This window comes from Escherichia whittamii (genome assembly GCF_014836715.1).
In the GTDB taxonomy this organism is placed as follows: domain Bacteria; phylum Pseudomonadota; class Gammaproteobacteria; order Enterobacterales; family Enterobacteriaceae; genus Escherichia; species Escherichia whittamii.
This window is the reverse complement of sequence record NZ_JACSQI010000004.1, coordinates 189199-215455: the sequence shown is the minus strand read 5'-3', so window position 1 is coordinate 215455 and position 26257 is coordinate 189199. Positions and strand designations below refer to the sequence as shown.

The window sequence follows — 26257 nt, the reverse complement described above, 5'->3', positions numbered from 1 at the left end:
AGAACATTTAGATATTGTAGATCGCAAACAATAACGAGTTTCGCTGTTTGTTTAGAATGCACTTCCTGATGCTGTGGATACGCATATTTCGGCGCGACTGCCCCTCAAGCCAACGCGATTTCCGTCGGCTAGCCTGACGCTGCATGCGCCAGCGCCCCACTTCCGTTCTACTCCGCTTCATGTTAACTACTCTATGCAATAACAGAGCGGTTATTATACCCCCGGTCCCGACGCTGACCAGTGCTTTTACCGCGTTTTTATTTGCCAGATGAATCCATATGCGTAAACTCATAACAATGCGCTTTCAAAAGGATTTCTAATCTATGACAACCGTTTATACGTTGGTGAGTTGGTTGGCCATTCTGGGATACTGGTTGCTCATTGCAGGCGTAACTTTACGCATTCTAATGAAACGACGCGCAGTTCCCTCCGCTATGGCCTGGCTGTTGATCATTTACATTCTGCCGTTGGTCGGCATTATTGCTTATCTGGCCGTTGGCGAACTTCACTTAGGCAAACGCCGCGCCGAACGCGCCAGAGCGATGTGGCCTTCCACGGCAAAATGGCTTAACGATCTTAAAGCCTGTAAGCATATTTTTGCTGAAGAAAATAGCAGCGTCGCTGGGCCGTTATTCAAACTCTGCGAGCGTCGTCAGGGGATCGCCGGGGTCAAGGGTAATCAGCTGCAACTGATGACCGAGTCTGATGATGTGATGCAGGCGTTAATCCGCGACATTCAACTCGCTCGCCATAACATTGAGATGGTGTTTTATATCTGGCAACCAGGCGGTATGGCAGACCAGGTGGCAGAATCGTTGATGGCCGCCGCACGACGCGGTATTCATTGCCGATTAATGCTCGATTCTGCGGGGAGTGTTGCTTTTTTCCGTAGCCCGTGGCCAGAGTTAATGCGAAATGCCGGTATCGAAGTAGTCGAATCCTTAAAGGTTAACCTGATGCGCGTATTCTTACGCCGCATGGACCTTCGCCAGCACCGCAAGATGATCATGATCGATAACTACATCGCCTATACCGGTAGCATGAATATGGTCGATCCCCGTTTCTTCAAACAGGATGCGGGCGTAGGACAATGGATTGATCTGATGGCACGCATGGAAGGCCCTATCGCCACCGCGATGGGAATTATCTACTCTTGCGACTGGGAGATTGAGACGGGGAAACGTATTTTACCACCACCGCCTGATGTCAATATTATGCCGTTTGAGCAGGCCAGCGGTCATACGATTCATACCATCGCTTCCGGCCCAGGTTTCCCGGAAGACCTGATCCACCAGGCTTTGCTGACTGCCGCTTATTCAGCTCGGGAATATTTAATAATGACGACGCCCTACTTCGTCCCCAGCGATGACTTACTTCACGCAATCTGCACGGCGGCGCAACGCGGGGTTGATGTCAGTATTATTCTGCCCCGGAAAAATGACTCAATGCTGGTAGGCTGGGCCAGTCGCGCATTCTTTACTGAACTACTTGCTGCTGGGGTTAAAATTTATCAGTTTGAAGGTGGGTTACTGCATACCAAGAGCGTGCTGGTCGATGGCGAATTAAGTCTGGTTGGCACCGTTAATCTCGATATGCGTAGTCTATGGCTGAATTTTGAAATCACGCTGGCTATCGACGATAAAGGTTTTGGGGCCGATCTGGCTGCCGTTCAGGACGACTATATCTCGCGCTCGCGTCTGCTTGATGAGCGGCTGTGGTTAAAACGTCCACTCTGGCAGCGTGTCGCCGAGCGACTGTTTTACTTCTTCAGTCCGTTACTGTAAAACGTGGCCAACAGATGTTAAACAGGTAGTGACTATGGATATGGATTTAAACAATCGCCTGACTGAAGATGAAACGCTTGAGCAGGCCTATGATATTTTTCTCGAACTGGCCGCTGATAATCTCGATCCGGCTGATATTCTGCTGTTCAATCTTCAGTTTGAAGAACGCGGCGGCGCAGAGTTATTCGATCCGGCGGAAGACTGGCTGGAACATGTGGATTACGATCTGAATCCAGACTTCTTTGCCGAAGTGGTGATTGGTCTGGCGGACAGTGAAGACGGCGAAATCAACGATATTTTCGCCCGTATTTTGTTATGCCGCGAAAAAGATCACAAACTTTGCCATATCATCTGGCGCGAATAAATAATCGCTTTGGGCGTGATAAAGGGCTGACGGTTGTCAGCCCTTTTTGTTTTAAAGCGGATCGACTTTCAGGCAAGAAACGGCATGTCTGAAACTTCCCTCCAGTACTGGCCGTGTTTTGGCACACTCCGGACCGGCAATCGGGCAACGAGTGCGGAACACACAACCAGAAGGCGGGTTGATGGGCGACGGTAATTCCCCTTCCAGTAACTGGATAGATTTATTCTTCTCCAAATCAGGATCTGGAATGGGAACTGCCGACATCAATGCTTTGGTATAGGGATGCAACGGATTGTGGTAGACCTCATCATATGTCCCTAACTCTACCGCATGGCCGAGATACATCACCAGTACACGATCGGAAATGTGTTTTACAACGGCCAGATCGTGAGCGATAAAGATTAATGACAATCCCATCTCACGTTGCAGCTGCTGGAGTAAATTCACCACCTGCGCCTGTATTGACACATCCAGGGCCGACACCGGTTCGTCGCAGATAATCAGCTTCGGTTCGAGGATCAGCGCACGCGCAATCCCGATACGCTGACACTGACCTCCTGAGAACTCATGCGGATAACGGTTAATCAGGTTAGGCAATAACCCAACTTTCATCATCATCGATTTCACGCGTTCGCGAACTTCCTGACGTGACATTTTCGGATGATAAGTACGCAACGGTTCAGCAATAATCTCACCGATGGTCATACGTGGATTCAACGACGCCAACGGATCCTGGAAAATCATCTGAATATCACTGCGGACGGCACGCCATTGATCGGGTTTCATGCCCAGCAACTCTTTACCTAACCAGGCAACACGACCGTCAGTGGCTTTGACCAAACCGATGATGGCACGGGCAAAGGTGGATTTTCCGCATCCCGATTCCCCTACGACACCTAATGTTTCTCCTTCGTACAGGCGAAGCGTAACGCCATCGACCGCTTTCAGCGTTTTTGCGGGTTGCCAGAACCACTGTTTGCCGTCTTTGATCTCAAAGTGCACTTTCAGGTCGGCGATTTCGAGGAGGACTTTTCTTCCTTCGGTTACAGCATTCATAACAGCTCCTCCACCGGCTTAAAGCAGGCACGCAGTCGGCCTGGTGTGAATTCTTCCAGCGGTGGCGCGCTACTGCAAATCTCCATCGCATACGGACAACGCGGCTGGAACGGGCAACCTTTCGGCAAACGTAGCAGGTTTGGCGGGTTACCCGGGATGGTCAACATCGTTTCACCTTCCGCATCAAGACGCGGCACCGCATTGAGTAAACCAATAGAATAAGGATGAACGGGCTCATAAAAGACATCGCGCGCGTTGCCATATTCCATCGTGCGCCCAGCGTACATTACCAGCACTTTGTCACAGATCCCCGCTACCACGCCGAGATCGTGCGTGATCATGATAATGGCAGTATTAAATTCCCGCTTCAGTTCATTCAATAGCGTCATGATCTGCGCCTGTACGGTCACGTCCAGCGCAGTAGTGGGTTCATCGGCAATCAGCAATTTAGGTCGACACAGTAACGCCATCGCAATCATCACACGCTGACGCATGCCGCCAGAAAACTCATGAGGGAACATCTTCATGCGCTTACGCGCTTCTGGCATTTTCACCGCATCGAGCATTCGTACCGATTCTTCAAACGCTTCAGCCCTACCCATATCTTTATGCAGCATCAGCACTTCCATCAACTGCTCGCCGACGCGCATGTAGGGATTTAACGAGGTCATCGGGTCCTGAAAAATCATCGAAATTTGTTCAGCGCGCAGTTTATTAAGTTCACGTTCTGGCAGATTGAGGATTTCGCGCCCATTAAAGGTTGCCGATCCGCCAATGCGTCCGTTAGCTGCCAGCAGTCCCATTAAAGCAAACGCGGTTTGCGACTTACCGGAACCGGATTCGCCAACGATACCCAGCGTTTCCCCGGCACGCAGGGAAAAATTTAAATCATTGACCGCCGTGACGTCGCCGTCCGGGGTGCTAAATGTCACTCGCAAATCTTTCACGTTCAGCAGTGCGTCAGCCTGTTGCTGTGCGAGCGGCACGGTTGCAGTTTCAATTACGCTCATGGCTGCACTCCTTAACGATCTTTCGGGTCGAGGGCATCACGCAAGCCATCGCCGATAAAGTTGAAACAAAACAGTGTCACCACAAGGAAACCTGCCGGAAATAGCAGCAACCACGGAGAGACTTCCATCGAGTTCGCGCCATCACTAAGCAATGCGCCCCAACTGCTTAACGGCTCTTGCGTACCCAGTCCCAGGAAGCTAAGAAAAGACTCAAAGAGGATCATGCTGGGTACCAGCAGAGAGGCATAGACCACCACCACACCAAGCACGTTCGGCACAATGTGGCGAATCACAATGCCGGGCGTAGATACACCGCCAACTTGTGCCGCCTCAATAAACTCTTTGCGCTTCAGACTAAGGGTTTGACCACGCACGATACGTGCCATGTCCAGCCAGGAAACCATCCCAATCGCCACGAAAATCAGCAGGATGTTTTGACCGAAAAAGGTCACCAACAAAATGACGAAGAACATGAATGGAAAGGAGTTGAGGATTTCCAGCAGACGCATCATTACCGAATCCACCTTGCCGCCAAGATAACCGGAAAGCGAACCGTAAAGCGTTCCTACGACTACTGCCACCAGCGCAGCAGCAACACCAACCATTAATGAGATGCGCCCACCAATTGCAACGCGCACCAGCAGATCGCGACCGGAAGAGTCGGTACCAAAGTAGTGACCGGATTCCATATCCGGGGCGCTGGACATCATCGCCCAGTCGGTGTCGTCATAGGCAAATTGCGAGAGCATCGGCGCCAGGATAACAAACAGTGCAATAAGTACCAGTACAATCAGACTGGCCACTGCTGCACGGTTATGCATAAAACGTCGACGTGCGTCCTGCCATAGGCTGCGGCCTTCGACCTCCAGCTTTTCACTGAAATTCTCCAGCGTCTCGCTGTTTTTCTTACTTAACATCATCGCGAGCTCCAGTATCAGTAACGGATTTTCGGGTCGATAACCGCATACAACACATCGACAATAGCATTGAACAGAATGGTTAAAGCACCAACCAGAATGGTCAGGCTTAACACCAATGAATAGTCACGGTTCAACGCACCATTAACAAACAATTGCCCGATGCCCGGCAAACCGTAAATGGTTTCGATAACCATAGAACCGGTGATAATGCCAACAAATGCGGGTCCCATATAAGAAAGCACCGGTAGCAACGCAGGCTTTAATGCGTGGCGAAAAATAATGCGCCGCATGGGCAGACCTTTCGCGCGTGCGGTACGAATGAAGTTGGAGTGTAAAACTTCAATCATTGATCCACGCGTAATGCGCGCAATACTGGCGATATATGCCAGTGATAAGGCAACCATCGGTAGGATCATAAATTTCAGCGCCCCACCATTCCAGCCACCGCCCGGTAGCCAATGCAAAATGATCGCGAATATCATGACTAATAACGGCGCAACGACAAAGCTTGGTATAACCACTCCCGTCATAGCCAATCCCATGACGGTATAGTCCCATTTGGTGTTTTGTTTTAATGCGGCAATAACCCCCGCGCTAACGCCCAACACAACCGCAAGTAAAAACGCAGCAGCCCCTAATTTTGCCGAAACCGGAAAGCTAGACGCCACCAGATCATTGACCGAATAATCTTTATATTTAAATGAAGGACCAAAATCGCCATGAGCCAGTTGTTTCAGATAGCTGAAATACTGCGTCATGATTGGATCATTAAGATGATATTTCGCTTCAATATTAGCCATTACTTCTGGCGGTAACGTACGCTCGCCGGTAAAGGGACTCCCCGGCGCGAGACGCATCATAAAGAACGAAATAGTAATGAGAATAAATAGCGTCGGAATCGCTTCCAGACAGCGACGTAGAATAAATTTTAACATTGCCGTACCTTCTGGCCTGTGCCTTCTGTAATGCGATAAAAAGCAGACACCGTGGAGCAGGATACACCTGCCCCACGCATTGCCATTAGTGCTTCACAATGTACATATTTCGGGTGTAGGTATTATCCAACGGATCTTTACCGGTATAGCCCCCAACCCACGGTTTTACCAGACGCGCGTTCACGTAGTAATAAACCGGAACAATGGCCGAATCTTTATCCAACTGTTGCTCTGCTTTCGTGTACAGCGCCGTGCGTTGCGCCTCGTCTGTAGCTTTCAGGGTTTCCGCCATAATGCTGTCAAAGGCCGGACTCTTATAATGCGCGGTGTTCATCGAACTGTTCGACAGCATAGTGTTCAGGAAGGAAGTTGGTTCATTATAGTCTGCACACCAACCTGCGCGGGCCACATCAAAAGTGCCCTGGTGGCGGGTATCGAGGAATGTTTTCCATTCCTGGTTAACCAGTTTAACGTTCACGCCGATATTTTTCTTCCACAGTGAAGAAGCGGCAATCGCCAGCTTTTTATGCAGATCGGACGTGTTATATAACAGATTAATCGTTAGCGGTTTGTCTGCGGTATAGCCCGCTTCTGCCAGCAGTTTTTTCGCTTCTTCGTTACGTTTTTCCTGGCTCCAGCCAAACCATTCTGGTTGCGTCAGTTTTGCACCATCAGTGTATGGCGGTGTGTAACCATAGGCCGGCATATCACCCTGCGCTTTGACTTTATTAACAATGATATCGCGATCCATGCCCAGTTTCAGTGCGGTACGAACACGCACATCATTAAATGGCGGTTTCTGGTTGTTAATCTCGTAATAGTAAGTGCACAGATATGGATCAACATGAACTTCGTCCGGGATTTCTTTTTTCAGTTTCTGGAACAGTTCGATCGGCATGTTGTTATAAGTCATATCGATTTCGCCACTACGATAGCGGTTAACATCGGTGACTTCAGAAGCGATCGGTAAATAGGTCACCTGGTTAATTACCGTTTTAGCGTTATTCCAGTAGGTCGGGCTGCGCTCAAGAACGATACGTTCGTTAACGACCCAATCTTTTAATGTATAGGCGCCGTTAGTAACGATGTTGCCTGGCTGGGTCCATTTTTCGCCAAATTTCTCAATGGCGGCTTTTGGCACCGGGGAAGTAGACGGGTGAACCAGTAACTTATAGAAGTACGGAACAGGTTCACTTAAGGTGACTTCTAATGTGTGGTCATCGAGGGCTTTAACACCGAGATCGGTAATCGGTTTCTTCCCTTCCAGTATTTCATCAATACCCGCGATATGCCCGTATTGTAAGTAGCTTGCGTAGGGAGATGCAGTATTCGGATCAACCGAACGTTGCCAGCTATACACAAAGTCTTGTGCCGTGACCGGCGTGCCGTCGGACCATTTAGCATCTTTACGCAGGTGGAACGTCCAGACTTTAGCGTCTTTGTTGTCCCAGGATTCAGCCACGCCAGGGGCCGGATGACCATCAAGATCGCTAACCAGCAAACCTTCAAACAGGTCACGGCTGATATTAGACTCAGGAACCCCTTCAATTTTGTGCGGATCTAATGACTGAACTTCAGAACCATTGTTGCGAACCAGCGTTTGTTTTTCCGCCAGTGTGACACCTGCGGGTACATCAGCTGCCAGTGCGATATTCCCTGCCATAAGCGCAGCCAGAACGCCTGCTGCCACTAAACTTCTCTTGGTGATGTTGGTCATTGTGTTTTGGACTCCCTCATTATAATTACTGGTTTTTACCAGCATGTGTTATCCCGGATTAGGATACCTGTACAGCTCGGAGACTTTTTACTGTCAGGTTGCTTTATCGTTACTCATTGCTATCACCGACTTTATTTATTCTGGTGATTCAGATGACCACCTTATGTCGATTCTTACTGTGTCTCCCCTGTCGAGACACATTATTTTTTGCAGCGTCTTTTAATTGCAAATAATTCTCATTGCCAATAAAAATCGCCAGACGGTTGGCCGAAAAGTATCAAATGCCCTTCTTGCTCGCCAATACATTTTGCAAAATTGTTACGCAATTCTCTTTTCTAACCATAACAGTACGTATACACCTCATCACAAAACAAATAAAATTATTTAAAAACAAAGAGATAAGATTATGGAATGTCGTACTATCTTTTCTGGTTACAGCCCAAATAGAAATACACACAATAATTTAACAATTGAATACTATTTAGCACTTTTCTCTGCCAAAGGCAGTAGAATTACTAATATCATTTCAATTATTCTTCAGCAAGGCCCTGGATTATGATGTGATGAAAATAACATGATGATGCAGATCACCAGATAAGGATAGTCTTATAACTATCTGTAAAATTGAAAAAATTATCTATTTCTTTTGTTAACTGTGTTGGTTTAAGTAGAAATAATGATGAAAGAAACGGAGCATCGTGACTCCGTTTCATATGAAAGGAATTAATTGAGCAGACCAGGGAAAATCCCTTTGATACCATTGACGATAAATTCAATCCCTAATGCCATTAGCAATAACCCCATAATACGGGTAATGACGTTGATGCCTGTCTGACGCAGAACCCTCACCAGCCAGGGAGCCATACGGAATAAACCCCAGCAACATAAAGCGAACAGCGCGATTGCCACAAAAAAACCGAACAGATAACCGACGCTGTGATAACGCGTTCCCCATACGATGGTTGAACTGATTGCCCCTGGTCCTGCCATCAGAGGTAATGCGAGCGGTACAACACCAATGCTTTCACGAATTGCGGTTTCTGATTTTTCTTGTTTGTTCTGTTTATCCTCGCCAAGCTTACCGCTGATCATCGACATTGCAATTGTCACGACCAGTATGCCGCCCGCGATGCGGAATGAATCAATAGATATTCCAAAAAGTTGCAGAATCGTGTCGCCGAGAAACAGTGCGATCCACAAAATAATGGCTACCGACAAGTTGGCGGTCAGATTTGTTTTGTTTCTCGCTGCCGCTGTCTGATAGCTGGTCATACTGATGAACACGGGGATGATCCCTACCGGGTTAACCAGCGCAAATAACCCGATGAAAAACTTAAAATAAACGGGAAAATCAAAAAGTGTCTGAATCACGGTTAGCTCCGAAGCAAAAGCCGGATAATGTTATCTTTGAACAAGGGTAAAAATACGTGCTGACAATACGCCTTTTGTCAGCATTTTTCACCTCCTAACTATCTAAAATTCCTATCATTCATTATTGTTATCTAGTCGTACAAAACATGCTAAGGTAGCCAACAATTAATACTACAATTTATTAACCATTAGCTATTATGGCTAAAAGCGGAGCTGAAAGGTGTCAGCTTCGCGAAATCTTGATCTGGATCACTTAATCGGTACCCAGAAGTGAGTAATCTTGCTTACGCCACCTGGAAGTGACGCATTAGAGATTAATAACTCTAATGTTTAAACTCTTTTAGTAAATCACAGTGAGTGTGAGCACAAGTAAGATTTTGATTTTCAAAGGTTAAGCAAATCATCATCGCACTGACTATACTCTCGTATTCGAGCAGATGATTTACTAAAAAAGTTTAACATTATCAGGAGAGCATTATGGCTGTTACTAATGTCGCTGAACTTAACGCACTCGTAGAGCGTGTAAAAAAAGCCCAGCGTGAATATGCCAGTTTCACTCAAGAGCAAGTAGACAAAATCTTCCGCGCCGCCGCTCTGGCTGCCGCAGATGCTCGAATCCCACTCGCAAAAATGGCCGTTGCCGAATCCGGCATGGGTATCGTTGAAGATAAAGTGATCAAAAACCACTTTGCTTCTGAATATATCTATAACGCCTATAAAGATGAAAAGACCTGCGGTGTTCTGTCTGAAGACGACACTTTCGGCACCATCACTATCGCTGAACCAATCGGTATTATCTGCGGTATCGTTCCAACAACTAACCCGACTTCAACCGCTATCTTCAAATCTCTGATTAGCCTGAAGACTCGTAACGCCATCATTTTCTCACCACACCCGCGTGCTAAAGATGCAACCAACAAAGCTGCTGATATCGTTCTGCAGGCTGCTATCGCTGCTGGTGCACCAAAAGATCTGATTGGCTGGATCGATCAACCGTCTGTTGAACTCTCCAACGCACTGATGCACCACCCTGACATTAACCTGATCCTTGCGACCGGTGGTCCAGGCATGGTTAAAGCCGCATACAGCTCCGGTAAACCGGCGATCGGTGTAGGCGCAGGCAACACCCCGGTTGTTATTGATGAAACTGCTGATATCAAACGCGCAGTTGCATCCGTACTGATGTCCAAAACCTTCGACAACGGCGTAATCTGTGCTTCTGAACAGTCTGTTGTTGTTGTTGATTCTGTCTATGATGCTGTACGTGAGCGTTTTGCCACCCACGGCGGCTACATGCTGCAGGGCAAAGAGCTGAAAGCTGTTCAGGACGTTATCCTGAAAAATGGCGCGCTGAACGCAGCTATCGTTGGTCAGCCAGCTTATAAAATTGCTGAACTGGCAGGCTTCTCTGTACCAGAAAACACTAAGATTTTGATCGGTGAAGTGACTGTTGTTGATGAAAGCGAACCGTTCGCTCATGAAAAACTGTCCCCGACTCTGGCAATGTACCGTGCGAAAGATTTCGAAGACGCGGTAGAGAAAGCAGAGAAACTGGTTGCTATGGGCGGTATCGGTCACACATCTTGCCTGTACACCGACCAGGATAACCAGCCGGCACGCGTTTCTTACTTCGGTCAGAAAATGAAAACTGCCCGTATCCTGATCAATACCCCGGCTTCTCAGGGCGGTATCGGTGACCTGTATAACTTCAAACTCGCGCCTTCCCTGACTCTGGGTTGTGGTTCCTGGGGTGGTAACTCCATCTCTGAAAACGTTGGTCCAAAACACCTGATCAACAAGAAAACCGTTGCTAAGCGAGCTGAAAACATGTTGTGGCACAAACTTCCGAAATCTATCTACTTCCGCCGTGGCTCTCTGCCAATCGCGCTGGATGAAGTGATTACTGATGGCCACAAACGTGCGCTCATCGTGACTGACCGCTTCCTGTTCAACAACGGCTATGCTGACCAGATCACTTCTGTACTGAAAGCAGCTGGCGTAGAAACTGAAGTTTTCTTCGAAGTTGAAGCTGACCCGACTCTGAGCATCGTTCGTAAAGGTGCCGAACTGGCGAACTCCTTCAAACCAGACGTGATCATCGCGCTGGGTGGTGGTTCCCCGATGGACGCCGCGAAAATCATGTGGGTTATGTATGAACATCCAGAAACTCACTTCGAAGAACTGGCGCTGCGCTTTATGGATATCCGTAAACGTATCTACAAGTTCCCGAAAATGGGCGTGAAAGCGAAAATGATCGCCGTCACCACCACTTCCGGTACAGGTTCTGAAGTTACTCCGTTTGCGGTTGTAACCGACGATGCAACAGGTCAGAAATATCCGCTGGCAGACTATGCACTGACCCCGGATATGGCGATTGTTGACGCCAACCTGGTTATGGATATGCCGAAGTCCCTGTGTGCTTTCGGTGGTCTGGACGCAGTCACTCACGCCATGGAAGCTTATGTTTCTGTACTGGCTTCTGAGTTCTCTGATGGTCAGGCTCTGCAGGCGCTGAAACTGCTGAAAGAATATCTGCCAGCGTCCTACCACGAAGGTTCTAAAAACCCGGTAGCGCGTGAACGTGTTCACAGTGCAGCAACTATCGCTGGTATCGCGTTTGCTAACGCCTTCCTGGGTGTATGTCACTCAATGGCACATAAACTCGGCTCCCAGTTCCACATTCCGCATGGTCTGGCAAACGCCCTGCTGATTTGTAACGTTATCCGCTACAACGCGAATGACAACCCGACCAAGCAGACTGCATTCAGCCAGTACGACCGTCCGCAAGCACGTCGTCGTTATGCTGAAATTGCCGACCACCTGGGTCTGAGCGCACCGGGCGACCGTACTGCTGCGAAGATCGAGAAACTGCTGGCATGGCTGGAAACGCTGAAAGCTGAACTGGGTATTCCGAAATCTATCCGTGAAGCTGGCGTTCAGGAAGCAGACTTCCTGGCGAACGTGGATAAACTGTCTGAAGATGCATTCGATGACCAGTGCACCGGCGCTAACCCGCGTTACCCGCTGATCTCCGAGCTGAAACAGATTCTGCTGGATACCTACTACGGTCGTGATTATGTAGAAGGTGAAACTGCAGCGAAAAAAGAAGCTGCTCCGGCTAAAGCTGAGAAAAAAGCGAAGAAATCCGCTTAATCAGTAGCGCTGTCTGGCAACATAAACGGTCCCTTCTGGGGCCGTTTTTTTGTTTCAGACAAAGAACGGCTATGTAAACTCAAATAATCCAGCTGTATTAGTATTCATCATGTTTGCACTGACGGATAACGTGCACAAACCACTATAATCGACAAACAACTCTACGTCGCAGGTGGTTAAGCATCGATGCACTAAAATCGTTCTGTGGTACGTTGAGTGATGATTAAGAATAGAGAAAGGATTATGACTCAGAAGAAGTTAGTAAAACGGACTGACAGGATAAAAGCGCCCTATTCACCCTGTCAGTAAAGAAAAACTGATTAGTCGTGCCGATGATTGTCCTGAATCGCCGTCAAAGAGCCGACCTCTAACGCTTCTTTATAGTGTTTACGGCAAACCGAGACATAACGCTCATTACCACCAATAACCACCTGCTCACCTTCGTTATAAGGTCTACCCGCCAGATCAAGACGTAGCACCATACTTGCTTTGCGGCCACAAAAACAAATAGTTTTTAATTCGACCAGTTTGTCTGACCATGCCAGTAAGTATTGGCTACCAACAAACAATTCACCGCGAAAATCGGTACGCAAGCCATAACAAAGTACGGGTATATCGAGTTGATCTACAACCTCCGATAATTCATATACTTGTTGTCTGGTTAAAAACTGGCATTCATCAACCAGTACGCAATGAATTGTCTGCTGTTCGTGTTCCGCACGAATCTCATCAAATAATGATGAATTTTGGTTAAATAATTTTGCAGGAGATGACAAACCTATACGCGAGCTAACTTTCCCCGCTCCGAAACGATCATCAATTTCCGCCGTATATACGACAGTGCGCATACCGCGTTCCTGGTAATTGTATGAAGATTGCAACAATGCCGTAGACTTACCCGCATTCATTGCGGAATAGTAGAAATATAGCTGCGCCATCAGCCACAGGCCCTCAATGATATGAAATAAAGTTGGCTGAAGTTTATCATAATTCGTCAGTTTTACAGCGTAACAGTGCGCATAGAAGTAGTATATTCGTCATCCATTACGAATGGCTGGCATAATCCTTCAGAGCTATCTTTGCAACTGCCTTGCTTGTTATAAACGCGTAAATGATTCATGGTAACTATTCACAATCTTTAACTTGTTGCGCACGTAATAACCCCTGCTGGCCTCCTGGATAGAGCAATACGAAGTCCTTGCACTTATTGCGACTGTTCTACTTTTCATCATTCGCTTAATAGTGGATTTTCATAAACAGGACTAATACACAAGAGTGAAAAGGCTCTGGCGCATGTTAATCTCCACATAAAATGTGACATGAATCAGGAAGTTTTAACCTTAAGTGATGCGAAAGCATCGATGTAAATAGGGCTATATGCCACGTCATTTCTGGCTAATTTTATGAAAAGATATTTATTGTCGGTACAAAATAAAGAACATTTTTGAATTCCTTACATTCCTGGCTATTGCACAACTGAATTTAAGGCTCTATTATTACCTCAACAAACCACCCAAATATAAGTTTGAGATTACTACAATGAGCGAAGCACTTAAAATTCTGAACAACATCCGTACTCTTCGTGCGCAGGCAAGAGAATGTACACTTGAAACGCTGGAAGAAATGCTGGAAAAATTAGAAGTTGTCGTTAACGAACGTCGCGAAGAAGAAAGCGCAGCTGCTGCTGAAGTTGAAGAGCGTACTCGTAAACTGCAGCAATATCGTGAAATGCTGATCGCTGACGGTATTGACCCGAACGAACTGCTGAATAGCATTGCAGCTGTTAAATCTGGCACCAAAGCTAAACGCGCACAGCGTCCGGCTAAATATAGCTACGTTGACGAAAACGGCGAAACCAAAACCTGGACTGGCCAGGGCCGTACTCCAGCTGTGATCAAAAAAGCAATGGATGAGCAAGGTAAATCCCTCGACGATTTCCTGATCAAGCAATAATCTTTTCTTGATTATGTTTGCTTAAAATCCCGCCATTGGCGGGATTTTTTATTGTCCGCGTTAAGACTCTTTAATAAGAATACGCTATAAAAAACGGCATTGATCACTCAATGCCGTTTCGTAGAAAACATCGCAATGGATGTTACTTCTTAATGCCCATCTCTTCTTCAAGCCAGGCTTTAAATTCAGCGCCCAGTGTGTTGTGACGAATACCGTATTCAACGAAGGCCTGCATGTAACCTAATTTATTACCGCAGTCATGGCTCTTCCCTTTCATATGATAGGCTTCAACCGTTTCTTTTTCGATCAGCATATCAATCGCGTCGGTAAGCTGAATTTCATCACCTGCTCCCGGAGGAGTTTTGGCCAGCAACGGCCAAATATCAGCACTGAGAACATAGCGACCTACAATAGCAAGATTAGACGGCGCTACATCCGCTTTCGGTTTTTCTACCACGCCGACCATCGGTACACTTTCGCCAGGCGCTAAATCCACACCTTTGCAATCCACAACACCATATGCCGTCACATCAGCAACAGGCTCCACCATTATCTGGCTATGGCCAGTTTCATCAAAGCGACGAATCATCTCTGCAAGGTTATCCTGCGATAAATCGGATTCATATTCATCCAGAATAACGTCAGGTAAAATAACAGCCACAGGTTCATCACCCACTACCGGATGGGCACACAATACTGCGTGTCCCAAACCTTTCGCCAGCCCCTGACGAACTTGCATAATAGTCACGTGTGGTGGACAAATGGACTGCACCTCATCAAGCAACTGGCGTTTTACACGTTTTTCCAGCATTGCTTCCAGTTCAAAACTGGTATCGAAATGGTTTTCAATAGAGTTTTTAGATGAGTGAGTGACCAGCACAATTTCAGTAATGCCAGCCGCAATACATTCATTCACGACGTATTGAATTAATGGCTTATCGACAAGCGGCAGCATCTCTTTCGGGATGGCTTTCGTCGCCGGCAACATCCTGGTTCCTAATCCCGCAACGGGGATAACGGCTTTTTTGACTTTCGTATTAATGGCAGCCATTTAAATTCTCCTGGACTGTTCGTGTATTGAACGTGTTCATATTTCTGTGTCGCATCCCAGTATATCAGTACCCTGACGAGGCCTGGTTCCGAAAAGGAGGCGAGTTAACATAATTAAGACAATTACTTAAATGAATGGCGACGATAGTACCACCAGCCGACACCAGCGCGTAATGCAATTTTATCCCATATAATCGTTTGTTCATTCTGCAGACAACATCAAGCGCAGTCTTCCACCTGTTCCCCAAATTTGGCATTGCCAGGCATCACATCGCTGGCTCAATTGATTCAAATAGGCGTTGCCTAATGTTCCTAACGGAACACCATTACTGATTTGAATCTGGTGTTCACCGGCATTTAACGTCGCATTCAGGCCAGCGGAAACCAAAATGAGATTTTTTAATTCACGATGATAATAGCCGACTAATAGCGGGAACTGGCCGGGTAGATTGGCCTGCCGCAGTAAATGGTTTACCTGCTTCAATAACGCACCCAACTCTGGCAAACGCTGATTTTGGTGAGCAATCTGCTCCTGTAATAACCCATTAAACAGCGCACGTAATAACAAGGCGGCAAGAACGCCATTATGTCCGGCACGAGTTACATCGAGACAATAAAAAGCCAGATCGTTTTCCGAAAGAGCTGCAATATCAAGCACCAGACCCGGTTTATCAACGGCCACCAGTTGGCGATAATTAACCCGGCAATGGGAAATCACCTGCTGAACCGGCGGCTGTAATTCTTGCAATAATTTAGCAGCCGCAGCGGGATTATCCACCATCGCATCCCAGTCGCGAAAAAGCCGTTCTTCTTCCTCTACGCGCGAATTAAACATGCTGGGATAAAGACACGCAAAAACCATCTCGCGCAGACGGTTGAGATCTTTAACTGGTTTCAGTAAAACATCTTCCACTCCCAGACGTAACGCTTTCGCAATATCTGCCATATTTTCCGTAGCGGAAATCACCAGGACAGGTGTTTGGTCACCCCGGTTGCGAATATGTTCCAATAGTTTCAGGCCGTTCATTCTCGGCATTGCAATATCACATATCATTAGGTCGGGTGTGAAACCTCCCAGTAGCTCAAGGGCATCCACCCCATCAGCCGCCAGTACCGTTGTCGCTCCCAATGAGGAAAACCACGAATCCAGAAGCGAGCGAAATACCGCCTCATCTTCAACTATGAGAATCTGTTTTCCGACCAATGGCTGCGTCATGTTCTCTCCCCTGACTGGCTTTATTCAATAGTGGCATGCTATTGCCATCAGTGCCTGTCAGAATTAACTTAAGTGTAGATAAAAAATCAGGTCAAAACGTTAGTTCGAACTAGCGGTAAAAGTTCATCCATTTTCTTCTCTACCGCCAATTGTCCTGCCGAAATGGCAGCCTGCGCACGATGAAAATCGAGCGTGGAAATCTGTGGGCAAACGGGTTGAATCAGAATATCAGGCGGGTCCCCTGCCATACGGTTTCTTTTAAGGCGGTTTTCCAATACCTGAATAGAAGTAGTCATAATTTCTGTTGCTGTCGGTGCCGTGACGCTTCGACGCGCAGTAATACTACTTAGTCGCTCTTTCAGCCGCGCATGCCAGGGTAGATCATCTTCACTCTCGCCATTTTCAGCACTGACATTAAATGAAAGAAGATCTTGCTGCATTAAGTGAGCGTCGTGCTGGAGATCAACCGCAATTACGATATCTGCGCCCAATGCACGAGTAAGAGAAATAGGAATGGGATTAACGACTGCGCCATCAACAAGCCAGTAGCCGTTATGCGCGACAGGCGCCATCAGGCCCGGAATACTACATGATGCGCGAATAGCAAGATGGAGATCGCCTTCGGTAAACCATAATTCGCGCCCTGTGCTTAAGTTGGTGGCGACAGCAGCAAAGCGGCGTGAGCAATTTTCGATTTCTGTTTCCGGCATTATTTCACGATACCGATTGAACACACGCTCACCGCGCAGCAGCCCACCGCGCTGCCAGGAGAGGTCCATCAGTCGTAAAACATCCCAATAGCTAAAAGAGGTAACCCACTCTTCCAGGGCAGGTAATCGATCACATGCATAGGCTGCGCCTACCAGCGAACCAATTGAACATCCTGCGACGATATCAATTTCAATGCCCATTTTTTTAAGCGCGTTAATGACGCCAATATGCGACCATCCTCGTGCCGCACCGGATCCCAGCGCCAGCCCTATTTTTACTTTTCTCATTGTTCCTGAAAGCGTCCCCTGGAATGCAGCCGTAGCCACATCGCTACCGCTCGGTTAACATAGTGCTACTCCGGCGGTTAAAACGCCGTTATTGTTTCCAGGGAGATTATTTGTGTCTAAGCTTTGTCCCTGTGGTAGTGCTGTCGAGTATAGCCTATGTTGCCACCCTTATGTGTCTGGTGAAAAGGTTGCTCCAGATCCCGAACGTCTTATGCGTTCGCGTTACTGCGCTTTTGTGATGCACGACGCAGATTATTTAATTAAAACCTGGCATCCGTCCTGTGGCGCCCCGGCGTTACGTGCTGAATTAATTGCCGGATTTGCGCATACCGAATGGTTAGGGCTGACCGTATTTGAGCGTTCATATCACGAAGGTGACGACGTAGGATATGTCAGTTTTGTCGCTCGTTTTACTGAGAAGGGTAAATCAGGAGCGATTATTGAGCGTTCACGATTTTTGAAAGAAAACGGCCAGTGGTACTATATTGATGGTACACGTCCGCAGTTTGGTCGCAACGATCCCTGCCCTTGTGGTTCAGGTAAAAAATTTAAAAAGTGCTGCGGCCAATAAAGGTTGACGGTACGGTTTAGCAAACACTCTCAACAAGGTTTTTCCAGCAATGCATTCACTCCAACGTAAAGTTCTGCGTACTATTTGCCCGGATCAAAAAGGTCTGATCGCGCGTATTACTAATATTTGCTACAAGCACGAGTTAAACATCGTGCAGAACAATGAATTTGTGGACCATCGTACCGGGCGCTTTTTTATGCGCACGGAGCTGGAAGGCATTTTTAATGATGCCACCCTGCTGGCAGATCTCGACGGTGCGTTGCCGGAAGGTTCAGTGCGTGAACTGAATCCTGCCGGTCGTCGCCGAATAGTCATTCTGGTGACCAAAGAAGCGCATTGCCTGGGCGATCTGCTGATGAAAGCCAACTACGGTGGACTGGATGTTGAAATCGCGGCGGTTATTGGTAACCACGATACCCTGCGTCCATTGGTAGAACGTTTTGATATACCGTTTGAATTGGTGAGCCATGAAGGGTTAAGCCGCAACGAGCACGATCAGAAGATGGCGGACGCCATTGAAGCGCATCAACCTGATTATGTGGTGCTGGCGAAATATATGCGGGTATTGACGCCGGAGTTTGTCGCTCGTTTCCCGAACAAAATTATCAATATTCACCATTCATTCCTGCCAGCGTTTATCGGCGCACGTCCCTATCATCAGGCTTATGAACGCGGCGTGAAGATTATTGGCGCAACGGCACACTATGTAAATGACAATCTGGATGAAGGCCCAATCATCATGCAGGATGTCATTCATGTGGATCACACTTACACTGCCGAAGATATGATGCGCGCAGGTCGTGACGTCGAGAAAAACGTATTAAGCCGCGCGCTTTACCAGGTTTTGGCCCAACGCGTCTTTGTTTACGGCAACCGAACGATTATTCTTTAATCGCCAACAAAAATAACTGGTTGCCTTTAATCCGTTGCGGATGAAAATTATGCAACCAGTTCATTTTTCTCAACGTAACACTTTACAGCGGCGTGTCATTTGATATGATGCGCCCCGCTTCCCAGTGAGGGAGCAGGCCAGTAAAAAAGCATTACCCCGTGGTGGGGTTCCCGAGCGGCCAAAGGGAGCAGACTGTAAATCTGCCGTCATCGACTTCGAAGGTTCGAATCCTTCCCCCACCACCATCACTTAATTCCATTCTCAATCTATCGTTTTCTCACCCATTTTCCGCAAAAACTGCTGCTGTAGCCCCAATAAATCCGCTAACGTCAACAATTGATAATCCAGACCTTGCTGGCTGGCGATTTGCGCAACAATGCGGCTTAACGCCGGATAATGGCGATGATGCCAGTGAGGAAAAAGATGATGGGTAAGATGCAAATTAATCCCGCCCAGCCAGTAGCCAAGCCATGCAGGTTGCGGTGTCCAGTCAAAGGTGGTGGCGAAGGTATGTGTCAGCCTGCCCACGGCCATTTTGCCCTCTTCTGGCGGTAACTGCGTATGCCCCTTCGCCCAGTGCGTTCCGATAATCAACATCACAAAGATCAGTGACGCCAGCAGCTGGCTAAACAGGTAAGTCAGCAGGATGGTCATAAAACTAAATTCAGACAAAAGCCAGGGAAGTATCAGACAGAGCACACAATGCGCCAGTTTCCCGGCTAAGAAATACCCCCAGCCAGCAAAGCCTCGCAGGGCCAGATGCCGCGTTACCGGGGTAAACCCTGCGCGATCGAGCCAGTCCACCACCCAGATATACCAGGGAAAGGTGAGCGCCGCGACCAACGGCCAGTAGCGATGTTGCTGGCGCATAAAAGGTCGCCACCGTTGCCACGGGGTCTGGCGAAGAATGCCATTTTCTGCAGTGTCAGGATCGTAAAATTCAATATTAGTAAAACCGTGATGGAAGCGAACGTGGCGTACCCGCCAGCAGTCAGGATCAAGCCCCATCGGAAAAGCAACTAACCGATTAAGCCAGGCATTGGCTTTTTTACCGCGCAAAAATGCATCGTGCGACGCGTCATGCACCACATTGACTGCTAACAGCATGGCGCAAAACATCATCGCCAGATACCACAACAGATACAGTTCCCACTGACTCTGAGACAACGCCAGTAAATAACAGAATAGGCAGGCGATAATCAGTGCCAACATTTTCGTGAATGCCCATCCGTCCGCATACCGATGATCGCCTGCTTTTGCGAGGTACGATTTCGTACCATTCTGCAGCAGTTTCACCAGATGCGGATCATCGGCAGGAAAAGTGATTAACCTGTCGGGCTTAAACAGGTTCATAGCGTTTCCTTAACGATTTACGTCCCAGGCCGATTACGAATAACACGCAATGGGCCAGCAAAACACCAGCCAATCCCTTCCAGAGCAGAGTGCTCCATGAACACATATAAAGAATAAAATAGAGTAATGACAACGTTACAGAGCACCAAAGAATCATTCCCCAACGCTGCCCGTCGCTCATTCCTCCCAGGGCGACCGAGCCTGCCACCAGCAACACAAATAATATAACCTGCTCACTGGTAATAAACTCAATGCCATAGCCATATTGCTGGATGTAGCCAAGCACCAGCATAAACAGCAGGATCACCCCTGCACCCACCGCCCACGGGGAACTCTGGTAGCGACGTTCAATCGCTTTACCAAATGAGTGAAGACCCATTAAGCGTAAAAACGGCAGGTTACTCTCGCGCATCGGGTTGCAGGATAATCGACTATTTTTCACGCCATAGCCTACGGCATGATCCGGCCCTGCACTATAGGAACCGAAAAGTTTATCCCATAACAGAAAGGTGCCACCGTAATTAGTATCGGCATATTGCTTTTCATTCAGATGATGGACGCGATGGTGCGAGGGCGTGATCAGCACTTTTTCCAGCCAGCCCAGTTTCGGTGTTAGCGCGCTGTGGTTAAAAAACTGCCAACTGTAGTGAATAATAGAAACCGTCAAAAAAACCTGCAACGGCACACCAAGCATCGCCAACAGCAGAAAAAACGGGATTGACGTTAACGAGGAGTACCACGAATTACGCACGCCCAATGACAGGTTGTAGTGTTCCCCTTGATGATGCACCACATGTACCGCCCACAGCGGGCGAATTTCGTGATGCCATCGATGCAGCCAGTAAAAGCCCAAATCCCACGCCAGCAAAGTAAACAGCCATAGCAGGACAACTGGTGCATTATCAAACAGGCCAATGCTTAAGTGATTGACCACCAGGCTATAGCAAAGCACTTCCAGGCAGCGAAATAACCACAGCATCATATGACCGGAGTTGATATTAAAAATAACGTCCAGCCAGTCCACTTTTTGCCGCCCGGTGATTTGCAACACGCCCGCTTCGGCTAACACCAACAGCATCATCGATATGATGGGAAACAGTAAATCACTCATATTGCGTCTTCCTTTTCTCGCATGTTGCGCATATCCAACCGCAAACCGACGCCAGCAACGCGCCGCCTACTAAATCGATAAATAAATGTCTGCGTAATTGCAGAATTGAAAAGGCGATAGCTATCGCCCAGACCACGCTCATCAGCGTCAGCCAACAGCTCCCCTTTTTGGCTATCGCCCATACCGCCAACAGCGTGAGTGCTGCATGTAATGAGGGAAAACAGTTCTGGCTTGAGTCAATAGCGATCAGCCCGTTGAGTGCGCCCGCAGATATCCCCGACTGACCAAACGAGGGATATTGCATTGTCGTGGGCCAGAGTAGATAAATCATGCCAGCCACCAGCGCCGAAAGTTGCGTTGAGTGGGCCAGCCAGCGCAAGTGAGAAAGTGGTGTTGATAAGTAGCCTAACGGCACAAGAATAAAAAACGAGACATACAACCACACGGCAGAAGGAGAAAACGCAATCAGATTATCAATTACCGACGGTGTTAATTGATATCCCTGACCTTGCAGGTAGTCGCTAAGGTTATAGATAACCCCAACGGTTCCCCAGCCAAGTAGCATCTGTTTCAGGCGTAGCAGCAAATTGCTCATTCCCGCCCCCACTGACGCACAATACGCCGCCGCTTGGCTGCAAAAGCGACTGGCACTGTTTGCGATTCCAGCGACCATATCAATTGCCCGACTGCGATATTCTGGCGCATAAACAAGGCATTCAACGCCTCCCGGCAATGCTCCAGCATCCGCAGCTCACAATCGGCTATTAACGTCAAATGTGCTGGCCCGGTTTGTAGCAGGCGGTAATCGGCTGTTAGCGGCAACGTCATTGCCAGCACACGACTACAGGCATCGGCAAAAACAGTCTGAATATCGCCGGAGCTTGCCGGCAGTTGCAGTTGGTCATCCTGCCGCCCTTCGATACGTGCAATCGCCATTGTCGCACAGCCACAGGGGCATGGCTGTTCGCTTGCCACCAGCACGTCATCAAGTCGATAACGCACTATCGGCTGCGTGGTGCGGGTAAAGTCAGTGACGATCGGCACAAAACGGCGTTCATCCAGCCATTGCGGTTCAATGTGAACAAATTCTTCATTGAGATGTAACGTGCCACAGCGGCAGGTGGAAGCGAGAAAGCCTTCAGTCGCCTGATAAATTTCACCCACATTGTTGAACACGCTTCGCAGTAATTCCCGATCCTGCGGCTCCAGAACTTCCGCCACCGAAATCACTTTTTTGACCTTTAGCGTTAACTCTCCGGCAACCACCTTTAACGCCAGTGCGCGTAATACCTGAGCTGGCGCGACAATAATCGTGGGCGAACGCTGTTCCAGAAGTTTGAGTTGCGCCTGAAATGGCGCCAACAGATCGTAAAAATCGAGAGTCAACCAGCGATTATTCACACTTTGATAGAGGTTGTTATCCGCGCGCAGAAACAGCGCCACCCGCTCTTTGGCAAATAAACCGTCGGGTAACACTTTTGCCAGCACACCAGCGGCCCACATCTGTTGTTCGTGCGGGCTAACAACAAAAAGTCCACGACGCCCCGATGTACCTGATGAAAGCCCAACGCTGAACTTGCCAACGCAGGGTTTGAAATCACGGCTCTGTTCACTGCGCATTGCACAATCGAGAAGTTCGTCGCGCTTTAAACCTGCGGTATTCATCTCATCGAAATGCGTCATCATTAACGCTTTATCCATCATTGGCCACTGGTTAAAGGGCAATGCCAGATAACGCTGAAACCACGGGCTTTGAGACAAGACATTTTGCCGGAACTGATGCAGCCTTTTTGCCTGCCAGTATTCCAGCGCCTGGCGATCGGTGAAACGCAGCCTGCGGGTACGGAAGTAGCGCCAGAGTAAAGTCAACGGGATCATAAATTCCCCTCGTGGCACAAACGAATATCCACTGCGCCGTTTTGCCAAAGCTGATGTAATTGCCCAAGCGTGCGGTAGTAGGCGTGGCTATCAGACATAACCAGATGCGCCAGTGGTGAAGGCCCACGTAGCTCCCGGTAGTTAGCTGGCGCCCATGCCGCATCGCCAGCCAGTAAAGTCCAGCCGTCGTCTGTCTGCACAAACGCGCCAATATGTCCGGCAGCATGACCCGCAAGCGGCACGAGGATAATTTCGCCATTGCTTTCTGGCAGCAAATAGCCACTCTCAAACGGTGCCAGTTCTGAGGGCAAATTCACCGATGCGAAACTTTCAATAAAACGCAGTGAAGAGTCAAAATGCTCCGGGATTAGCCCTGGCACAAAAGCCTGGCGCAGTGCAGAGATACCACGCAGAGTGCTTACCTGCCGCCAACCTTCACCAGAACAGATGCAGGCGACATCAGGAAAATCGCGCAGGCCCGCAATATGATCGGCGTGAAAATGCGACAGAATAATCGCATCAACATCTTTCGCTGCGAGGCCGATTGCAGAAAGTTGCCGCACCAACGCCTGTTGCGGATCGAAGTAAACTGGCGTGACCTGGCGATAAAGACGAAATACGCCGGATTGCGTGTAGTGTTCGAACCACGATGAATAGCCGGTGTCCAACAGCCAGCGTTTATCTCCCCCTTCCAGCAGCCAGGCGCGGGCGGGAAATTTACACACTTTCAGCCCTGCCCCTTTCAGCGCAATGCAGCCAATATGGGTACACCAGCCCGTTTCAAATGCGGTTATTTTTGCCATGTTCCCTCAGCCATTGTCCCGTGATTGCAATACCTTGTTCCATCGAAAAGCGCGGGTGATATCCCAGCTCTGTAATGGCCTTTTGCGCACTCAGCGTCATATCAAAACAGAGTGTTCCGGCGCTGTAACGTGTGATAACAGGTTCCTGATTAACGCACTTCCCGTACAGTTCCAGGCCGCGCGCGACCAGAGAAAGCAACGGCCACGGAACGGTAGCAATTCGGTAGCTCAATCCCAATTGCTGGCGCAGCAAGGCGTCAAGCATTACAGATAATTTTTGCGGCTGATGATTGCTGATGTTGTAAATACTGCCCGAGCGTAAACCTTCAACCAGTGTTGCCAGTTGCATGGCATACACCACGTTTTGCACGAAAGTGAGATCCAATAACGCTTCCCCCCCGCGCGGCAAATGTAAGCAGCCGCCCCCTTGTTGCAGTTGCTGCATCAGTCGGGGAACTATTACCTGGTCATGAGGGCCAAAAAGCCCGCGTGGGCGTAAAAGAATAAACCTCGTGGCAGGATATCGAGAAACAGCTCTGGCAATAACCTCCTCTGCGGCATATTTACTGCTGGCGTAATGGCTGGAGAATGCTCGCGCAAGACAGGTTTCTTGCAGGTCATAGTGATGTTGAAAATCAAAGTAAACCGCAGGCGTGGAGATATGGATAAACCGGGGAATATTCAGCCTACCTGCCGCCTGTGTCAGAGTATGGGTCGCTTTGACATTGGCAAGCCAGAACGCCGTTTTGTCGCCCCAGGGCGAGGACTTTGCCGCGCAGTGCCAGACGGCATCGCAGCCCGCCATCAAGCGGGCGCAGTCATCCTCGTTTGCCTCGGTTAAATCGAGAGCCACAAACTTCGCGCCTGCGCTTGTCAGGCTTTTGCCAACCTCACGATTTCGCCCTGTTGCCACAACCGAAACACCCAACGCCAACAAATACTGTACGGCATTTCGCCCGAGGCCGCTGGTCGCCCCCGTCACGAGGATTTTCACGGTAAAAGCACCATGCCAGCCAGCGTTAATCCCGCCGCCGTGCCAATTAACATCGCAGGTTTATTCGCAGTAAAACGACCGCTAATCACCGCTTCATGCAGCGCCGTAGGTATTGAAGCAGCAACCTGGTTGCCGTAGAAACGGTAGACATCAATAAGCGCAGACTCCGGAACTTGCAGCCGTTTACGCATATGTTCAAGGGAAAGATGACTGGCCTGATGCGGGACGACCGTGCCGATATCAGCCAGTTGCAGGCCGCTTTTTTGCAGTAAGCGCGAAAAATAGTCTTCAATAAGCGAAGAGGCAAAACGAAACAGCGGTTTCCCCTGCATATGAAAAAGGAAGTCGCTGTCACTGACGCCTGACCGTGGATTGCACCGTGTACCGCCAGCGCGAATTTCACACAGTTCGTTACCTTCGGGGTACATCTCGATCAGGCTGGCGATAATTCCGCTGCGACCATCGCCCCGCTCGACAATCGCACACGCCGCGCCATCACCAAATATTAAAGACGACTCTTCATGATTCCAGTCGATGCCGCGTGAAGCAATATCTGCTGAGACGATGGCAATGCGCCGGTATGCTCCACAGTTAAGTAATCCGGCAGCGACTTCCAGAGCGGAAATAAAGCTGACACAGCTACTGTTGATATCAAACCCAGCAACGCCTGCGGGCATGGCTGCGGCTTTGAGAATATGAATTGCACTACAGGGTAATGCCTGTACGGCAATGGCTGATGCACAAATTAACAGATCAATATCACATGGTTTTAACGCGGCTGCCGACAGCGCATTATGCAAAGCTTCAGCTGCCAGTTCGGCCTGACTGGCGTCGTTGCTGGCAAAATAGCGCCAGCAAATGCCGGAACGTCGTTCAACATAGCCCGAGGGTTTATTTAGCTGAACATCCAGTTGTTGAGAGGTAATTTTATCAGGGGGTAAGGCGATCCCCGTGGCGATTATTTTTAATGCTGCGGAGATCGTCAATTGATTAGGTTGATCCACGGTCAGTGCTCCTTCACTGCTCCATAGGTGGACCAATCATATAGATGGGGTTCGTTTCCCTACAATCTGAAATATCAACAATGTGTAACTGGTGATTTCAGCAGGCTAACAACCTGCGTTGCGT

At 48.6% G+C, this 26257-nt stretch carries 24 protein-coding genes and 1 tRNA gene; 7 read left to right on the top strand and 18 right to left on the bottom strand.

The window, feature by feature from the left end; genetic code table 11:
- Nucleotides 1-7: 7 nt before the first annotated feature.
- Complete coding sequence (locus H9644_RS08840; protein WP_001309467.1) at nt 8-181, bottom strand: YciY family protein; 174 nt, start codon at nt 179-181, stop codon at nt 8-10.
- Between the two features lie 142 nt (nt 182-323).
- Here H9644_RS08840 and cls point away from each other — a divergent pair, with 142 nt between their 5' ends.
- Nucleotides 324-1784: a cardiolipin synthase gene (gene cls, locus H9644_RS08835; RefSeq protein ID WP_064528792.1), complete on the top strand. Its 1461-nt coding sequence runs from the start codon at nt 324-326 to the stop codon at nt 1782-1784.
- 34 nt (nt 1785-1818) lie between these two features.
- Nucleotides 1819-2148 carry an HI1450 family dsDNA-mimic protein gene (locus tag H9644_RS08830; RefSeq protein ID WP_064528790.1) on the top strand — a complete coding sequence of 110 codons (330 nt, stop codon included), beginning with the start codon at nt 1819-1821 and terminating at the stop codon, nt 2146-2148.
- Nucleotides 2149-2199: 51 nt separating this feature from the next.
- Here H9644_RS08830 and oppF read toward each other — a convergent pair whose 3' ends face one another.
- The 6 genes from oppF to ychE all read right to left on the bottom strand — a co-directional run bounded on the left by oppF (nt 2200) and on the right by ychE (nt 9157).
- Nucleotides 2200-3204, bottom strand: coding sequence for a murein tripeptide/oligopeptide ABC transporter ATP-binding protein OppF (gene oppF, locus H9644_RS08825; RefSeq protein WP_064528789.1), 1005 nt, complete (start codon nt 3202-3204; stop codon nt 2200-2202).
- Nucleotides 3201-4214 carry a murein tripeptide/oligopeptide ABC transporter ATP-binding protein OppD gene (oppD, locus tag H9644_RS08820; RefSeq protein WP_064528787.1) on the bottom strand — a complete coding sequence of 338 codons (1014 nt, stop codon included), beginning with the start codon at nt 4212-4214 and terminating at the stop codon, nt 3201-3203. Before oppD ends, oppF begins: the two co-directional genes overlap by 4 nt.
- 11 nt (nt 4215-4225) lie before the next feature.
- A complete protein-coding gene (gene oppC / locus H9644_RS08815) occupies nt 4226-5134 on the bottom strand; it encodes an oligopeptide ABC transporter permease OppC (RefSeq protein ID WP_000979659.1) in 909 nt (302 codons plus the stop codon).
- A gap of 14 nt (nt 5135-5148) precedes the next feature.
- Nucleotides 5149-6069, bottom strand: coding sequence for an oligopeptide ABC transporter permease OppB (oppB, locus tag H9644_RS08810; RefSeq protein ID WP_064528784.1), 921 nt, complete (start codon nt 6067-6069; stop codon nt 5149-5151).
- Nucleotides 6070-6154: 85 nt separating this feature from the next.
- Entirely contained in the window at nt 6155-7786 is a 1632-nt protein-coding gene (gene oppA / locus H9644_RS08805) for an oligopeptide ABC transporter substrate-binding protein OppA (protein WP_064528841.1), read from the bottom strand.
- A gap of 723 nt (nt 7787-8509) precedes the next feature.
- On the bottom strand, nt 8510-9157 hold the full coding sequence (gene ychE / locus H9644_RS08800; protein ID WP_064528782.1) for an NAAT family transporter YchE: 648 nt from the start codon (nt 9155-9157) through the stop codon (nt 8510-8512).
- Between the two features lie 477 nt (nt 9158-9634).
- Between ychE and adhE the strand changes: the two genes are divergently transcribed.
- On the top strand, nt 9635-12310 hold the full coding sequence (gene adhE / locus H9644_RS08795) for a bifunctional acetaldehyde-CoA/alcohol dehydrogenase (RefSeq protein WP_064528780.1): 2676 nt from the start codon (nt 9635-9637) through the stop codon (nt 12308-12310).
- A gap of 320 nt (nt 12311-12630) precedes the next feature.
- On the opposite strand, the gene tdk is transcribed toward adhE, so the two are convergent.
- Entirely contained in the window at nt 12631-13248 is a 618-nt protein-coding gene (tdk, locus tag H9644_RS08790; protein WP_064528778.1) for a thymidine kinase, read from the bottom strand.
- 601 nt (nt 13249-13849) lie between these two features.
- Here tdk and hns point away from each other — a divergent pair.
- Nucleotides 13850-14263: a histone-like nucleoid-structuring protein H-NS gene (gene hns, locus H9644_RS08785; RefSeq protein ID WP_105289150.1), complete on the top strand. Its 414-nt coding sequence runs from the start codon at nt 13850-13852 to the stop codon at nt 14261-14263.
- Nucleotides 14264-14405: 142 nt separating this feature from the next.
- Here hns and galU read toward each other — a convergent pair whose 3' ends face one another.
- The 3 genes from galU to rssA all read right to left on the bottom strand — a co-directional run bounded on the left by galU (nt 14406) and on the right by rssA (nt 17527).
- Nucleotides 14406-15314 carry a UTP--glucose-1-phosphate uridylyltransferase GalU gene (galU, locus tag H9644_RS08780; protein WP_064528774.1) on the bottom strand — a complete coding sequence of 303 codons (909 nt, stop codon included), beginning with the start codon at nt 15312-15314 and terminating at the stop codon, nt 14406-14408.
- Nucleotides 15315-15515: 201 nt separating this feature from the next.
- The gene (gene rssB / locus H9644_RS08775) at nt 15516-16529 is read right to left on the bottom strand and encodes a two-component system response regulator RssB (RefSeq protein ID WP_064528772.1); all 1014 of its coding nucleotides are present in this window, start codon (nt 16527-16529) and stop codon (nt 15516-15518) included.
- Nucleotides 16530-16615: 86 nt separating this feature from the next.
- Nucleotides 16616-17527 carry a patatin-like phospholipase RssA gene (rssA, locus tag H9644_RS08770; protein ID WP_191774213.1) on the bottom strand — a complete coding sequence of 304 codons (912 nt, stop codon included), beginning with the start codon at nt 17525-17527 and terminating at the stop codon, nt 16616-16618.
- A gap of 112 nt (nt 17528-17639) precedes the next feature.
- Here rssA and H9644_RS08765 point away from each other — a divergent pair, with 112 nt between their 5' ends.
- The 3 genes from H9644_RS08765 to H9644_RS08755 all read left to right on the top strand — a co-directional run bounded on the left by H9644_RS08765 (nt 17640) and on the right by H9644_RS08755 (nt 19235).
- The gene (locus H9644_RS08765; RefSeq protein WP_191774211.1) at nt 17640-18098 is read left to right on the top strand and encodes a YchJ family protein; all 459 of its coding nucleotides are present in this window, start codon (nt 17640-17642) and stop codon (nt 18096-18098) included.
- Between the two features lie 49 nt (nt 18099-18147).
- Nucleotides 18148-18990 carry a formyltetrahydrofolate deformylase gene (gene purU, locus H9644_RS08760; RefSeq protein ID WP_064528766.1) on the top strand — a complete coding sequence of 281 codons (843 nt, stop codon included), beginning with the start codon at nt 18148-18150 and terminating at the stop codon, nt 18988-18990.
- 160 nt (nt 18991-19150) lie between these two features.
- Nucleotides 19151-19235: transfer RNA gene (locus tag H9644_RS08755), tRNA-Tyr, on the top strand.
- A 16-nt stretch (nt 19236-19251) separates the two neighbouring features.
- Here the strand turns inward: H9644_RS08755 and H9644_RS08750 are convergent.
- Genes H9644_RS08750 through H9644_RS08720 form a run of 7 tightly spaced genes read right to left on the bottom strand, consistent with a single transcriptional unit; the run spans nt 19252 to nt 26133 of the window.
- The gene (locus H9644_RS08750; protein WP_191774209.1) at nt 19252-20343 is read right to left on the bottom strand and encodes a fatty acid desaturase family protein; all 1092 of its coding nucleotides are present in this window, start codon (nt 20341-20343) and stop codon (nt 19252-19254) included.
- Complete coding sequence (locus tag H9644_RS08745; RefSeq protein WP_064528761.1) at nt 20330-21454, bottom strand: sterol desaturase family protein; 1125 nt, start codon at nt 21452-21454, stop codon at nt 20330-20332. Before H9644_RS08745 ends, H9644_RS08750 begins: the two co-directional genes overlap by 14 nt.
- Nucleotides 21447-22049 (bottom strand): phosphatase PAP2 family protein, encoded by a 603-nt coding sequence (locus H9644_RS08740; RefSeq protein ID WP_064528759.1) that lies wholly within the window; start codon nt 22047-22049, stop codon nt 21447-21449. The genes H9644_RS08745 and H9644_RS08740 overlap by 8 nt, the downstream gene beginning before the upstream one ends.
- Nucleotides 22046-23332 (bottom strand): F390 synthetase-related protein, encoded by a 1287-nt coding sequence (locus H9644_RS08735; protein ID WP_191774207.1) that lies wholly within the window; start codon nt 23330-23332, stop codon nt 22046-22048. The genes H9644_RS08740 and H9644_RS08735 overlap by 4 nt, the downstream gene beginning before the upstream one ends.
- The gene (locus tag H9644_RS08730; protein WP_191774205.1) at nt 23329-24135 is read right to left on the bottom strand and encodes an MBL fold metallo-hydrolase; all 807 of its coding nucleotides are present in this window, start codon (nt 24133-24135) and stop codon (nt 23329-23331) included. Before H9644_RS08730 ends, H9644_RS08735 begins: the two co-directional genes overlap by 4 nt.
- Nucleotides 24113-25129 carry an NAD-dependent epimerase/dehydratase family protein gene (locus tag H9644_RS08725; protein WP_191774203.1) on the bottom strand — a complete coding sequence of 339 codons (1017 nt, stop codon included), beginning with the start codon at nt 25127-25129 and terminating at the stop codon, nt 24113-24115. The genes H9644_RS08730 and H9644_RS08725 overlap by 23 nt, the downstream gene beginning before the upstream one ends.
- Nucleotides 25126-26133 carry a 3-oxoacyl-[acyl-carrier-protein] synthase III C-terminal domain-containing protein gene (locus H9644_RS08720; RefSeq protein WP_191774201.1) on the bottom strand — a complete coding sequence of 336 codons (1008 nt, stop codon included), beginning with the start codon at nt 26131-26133 and terminating at the stop codon, nt 25126-25128. The genes H9644_RS08725 and H9644_RS08720 overlap by 4 nt, the downstream gene beginning before the upstream one ends.
- Between the last annotated feature and the right edge of the window lie 124 nt (nt 26134-26257).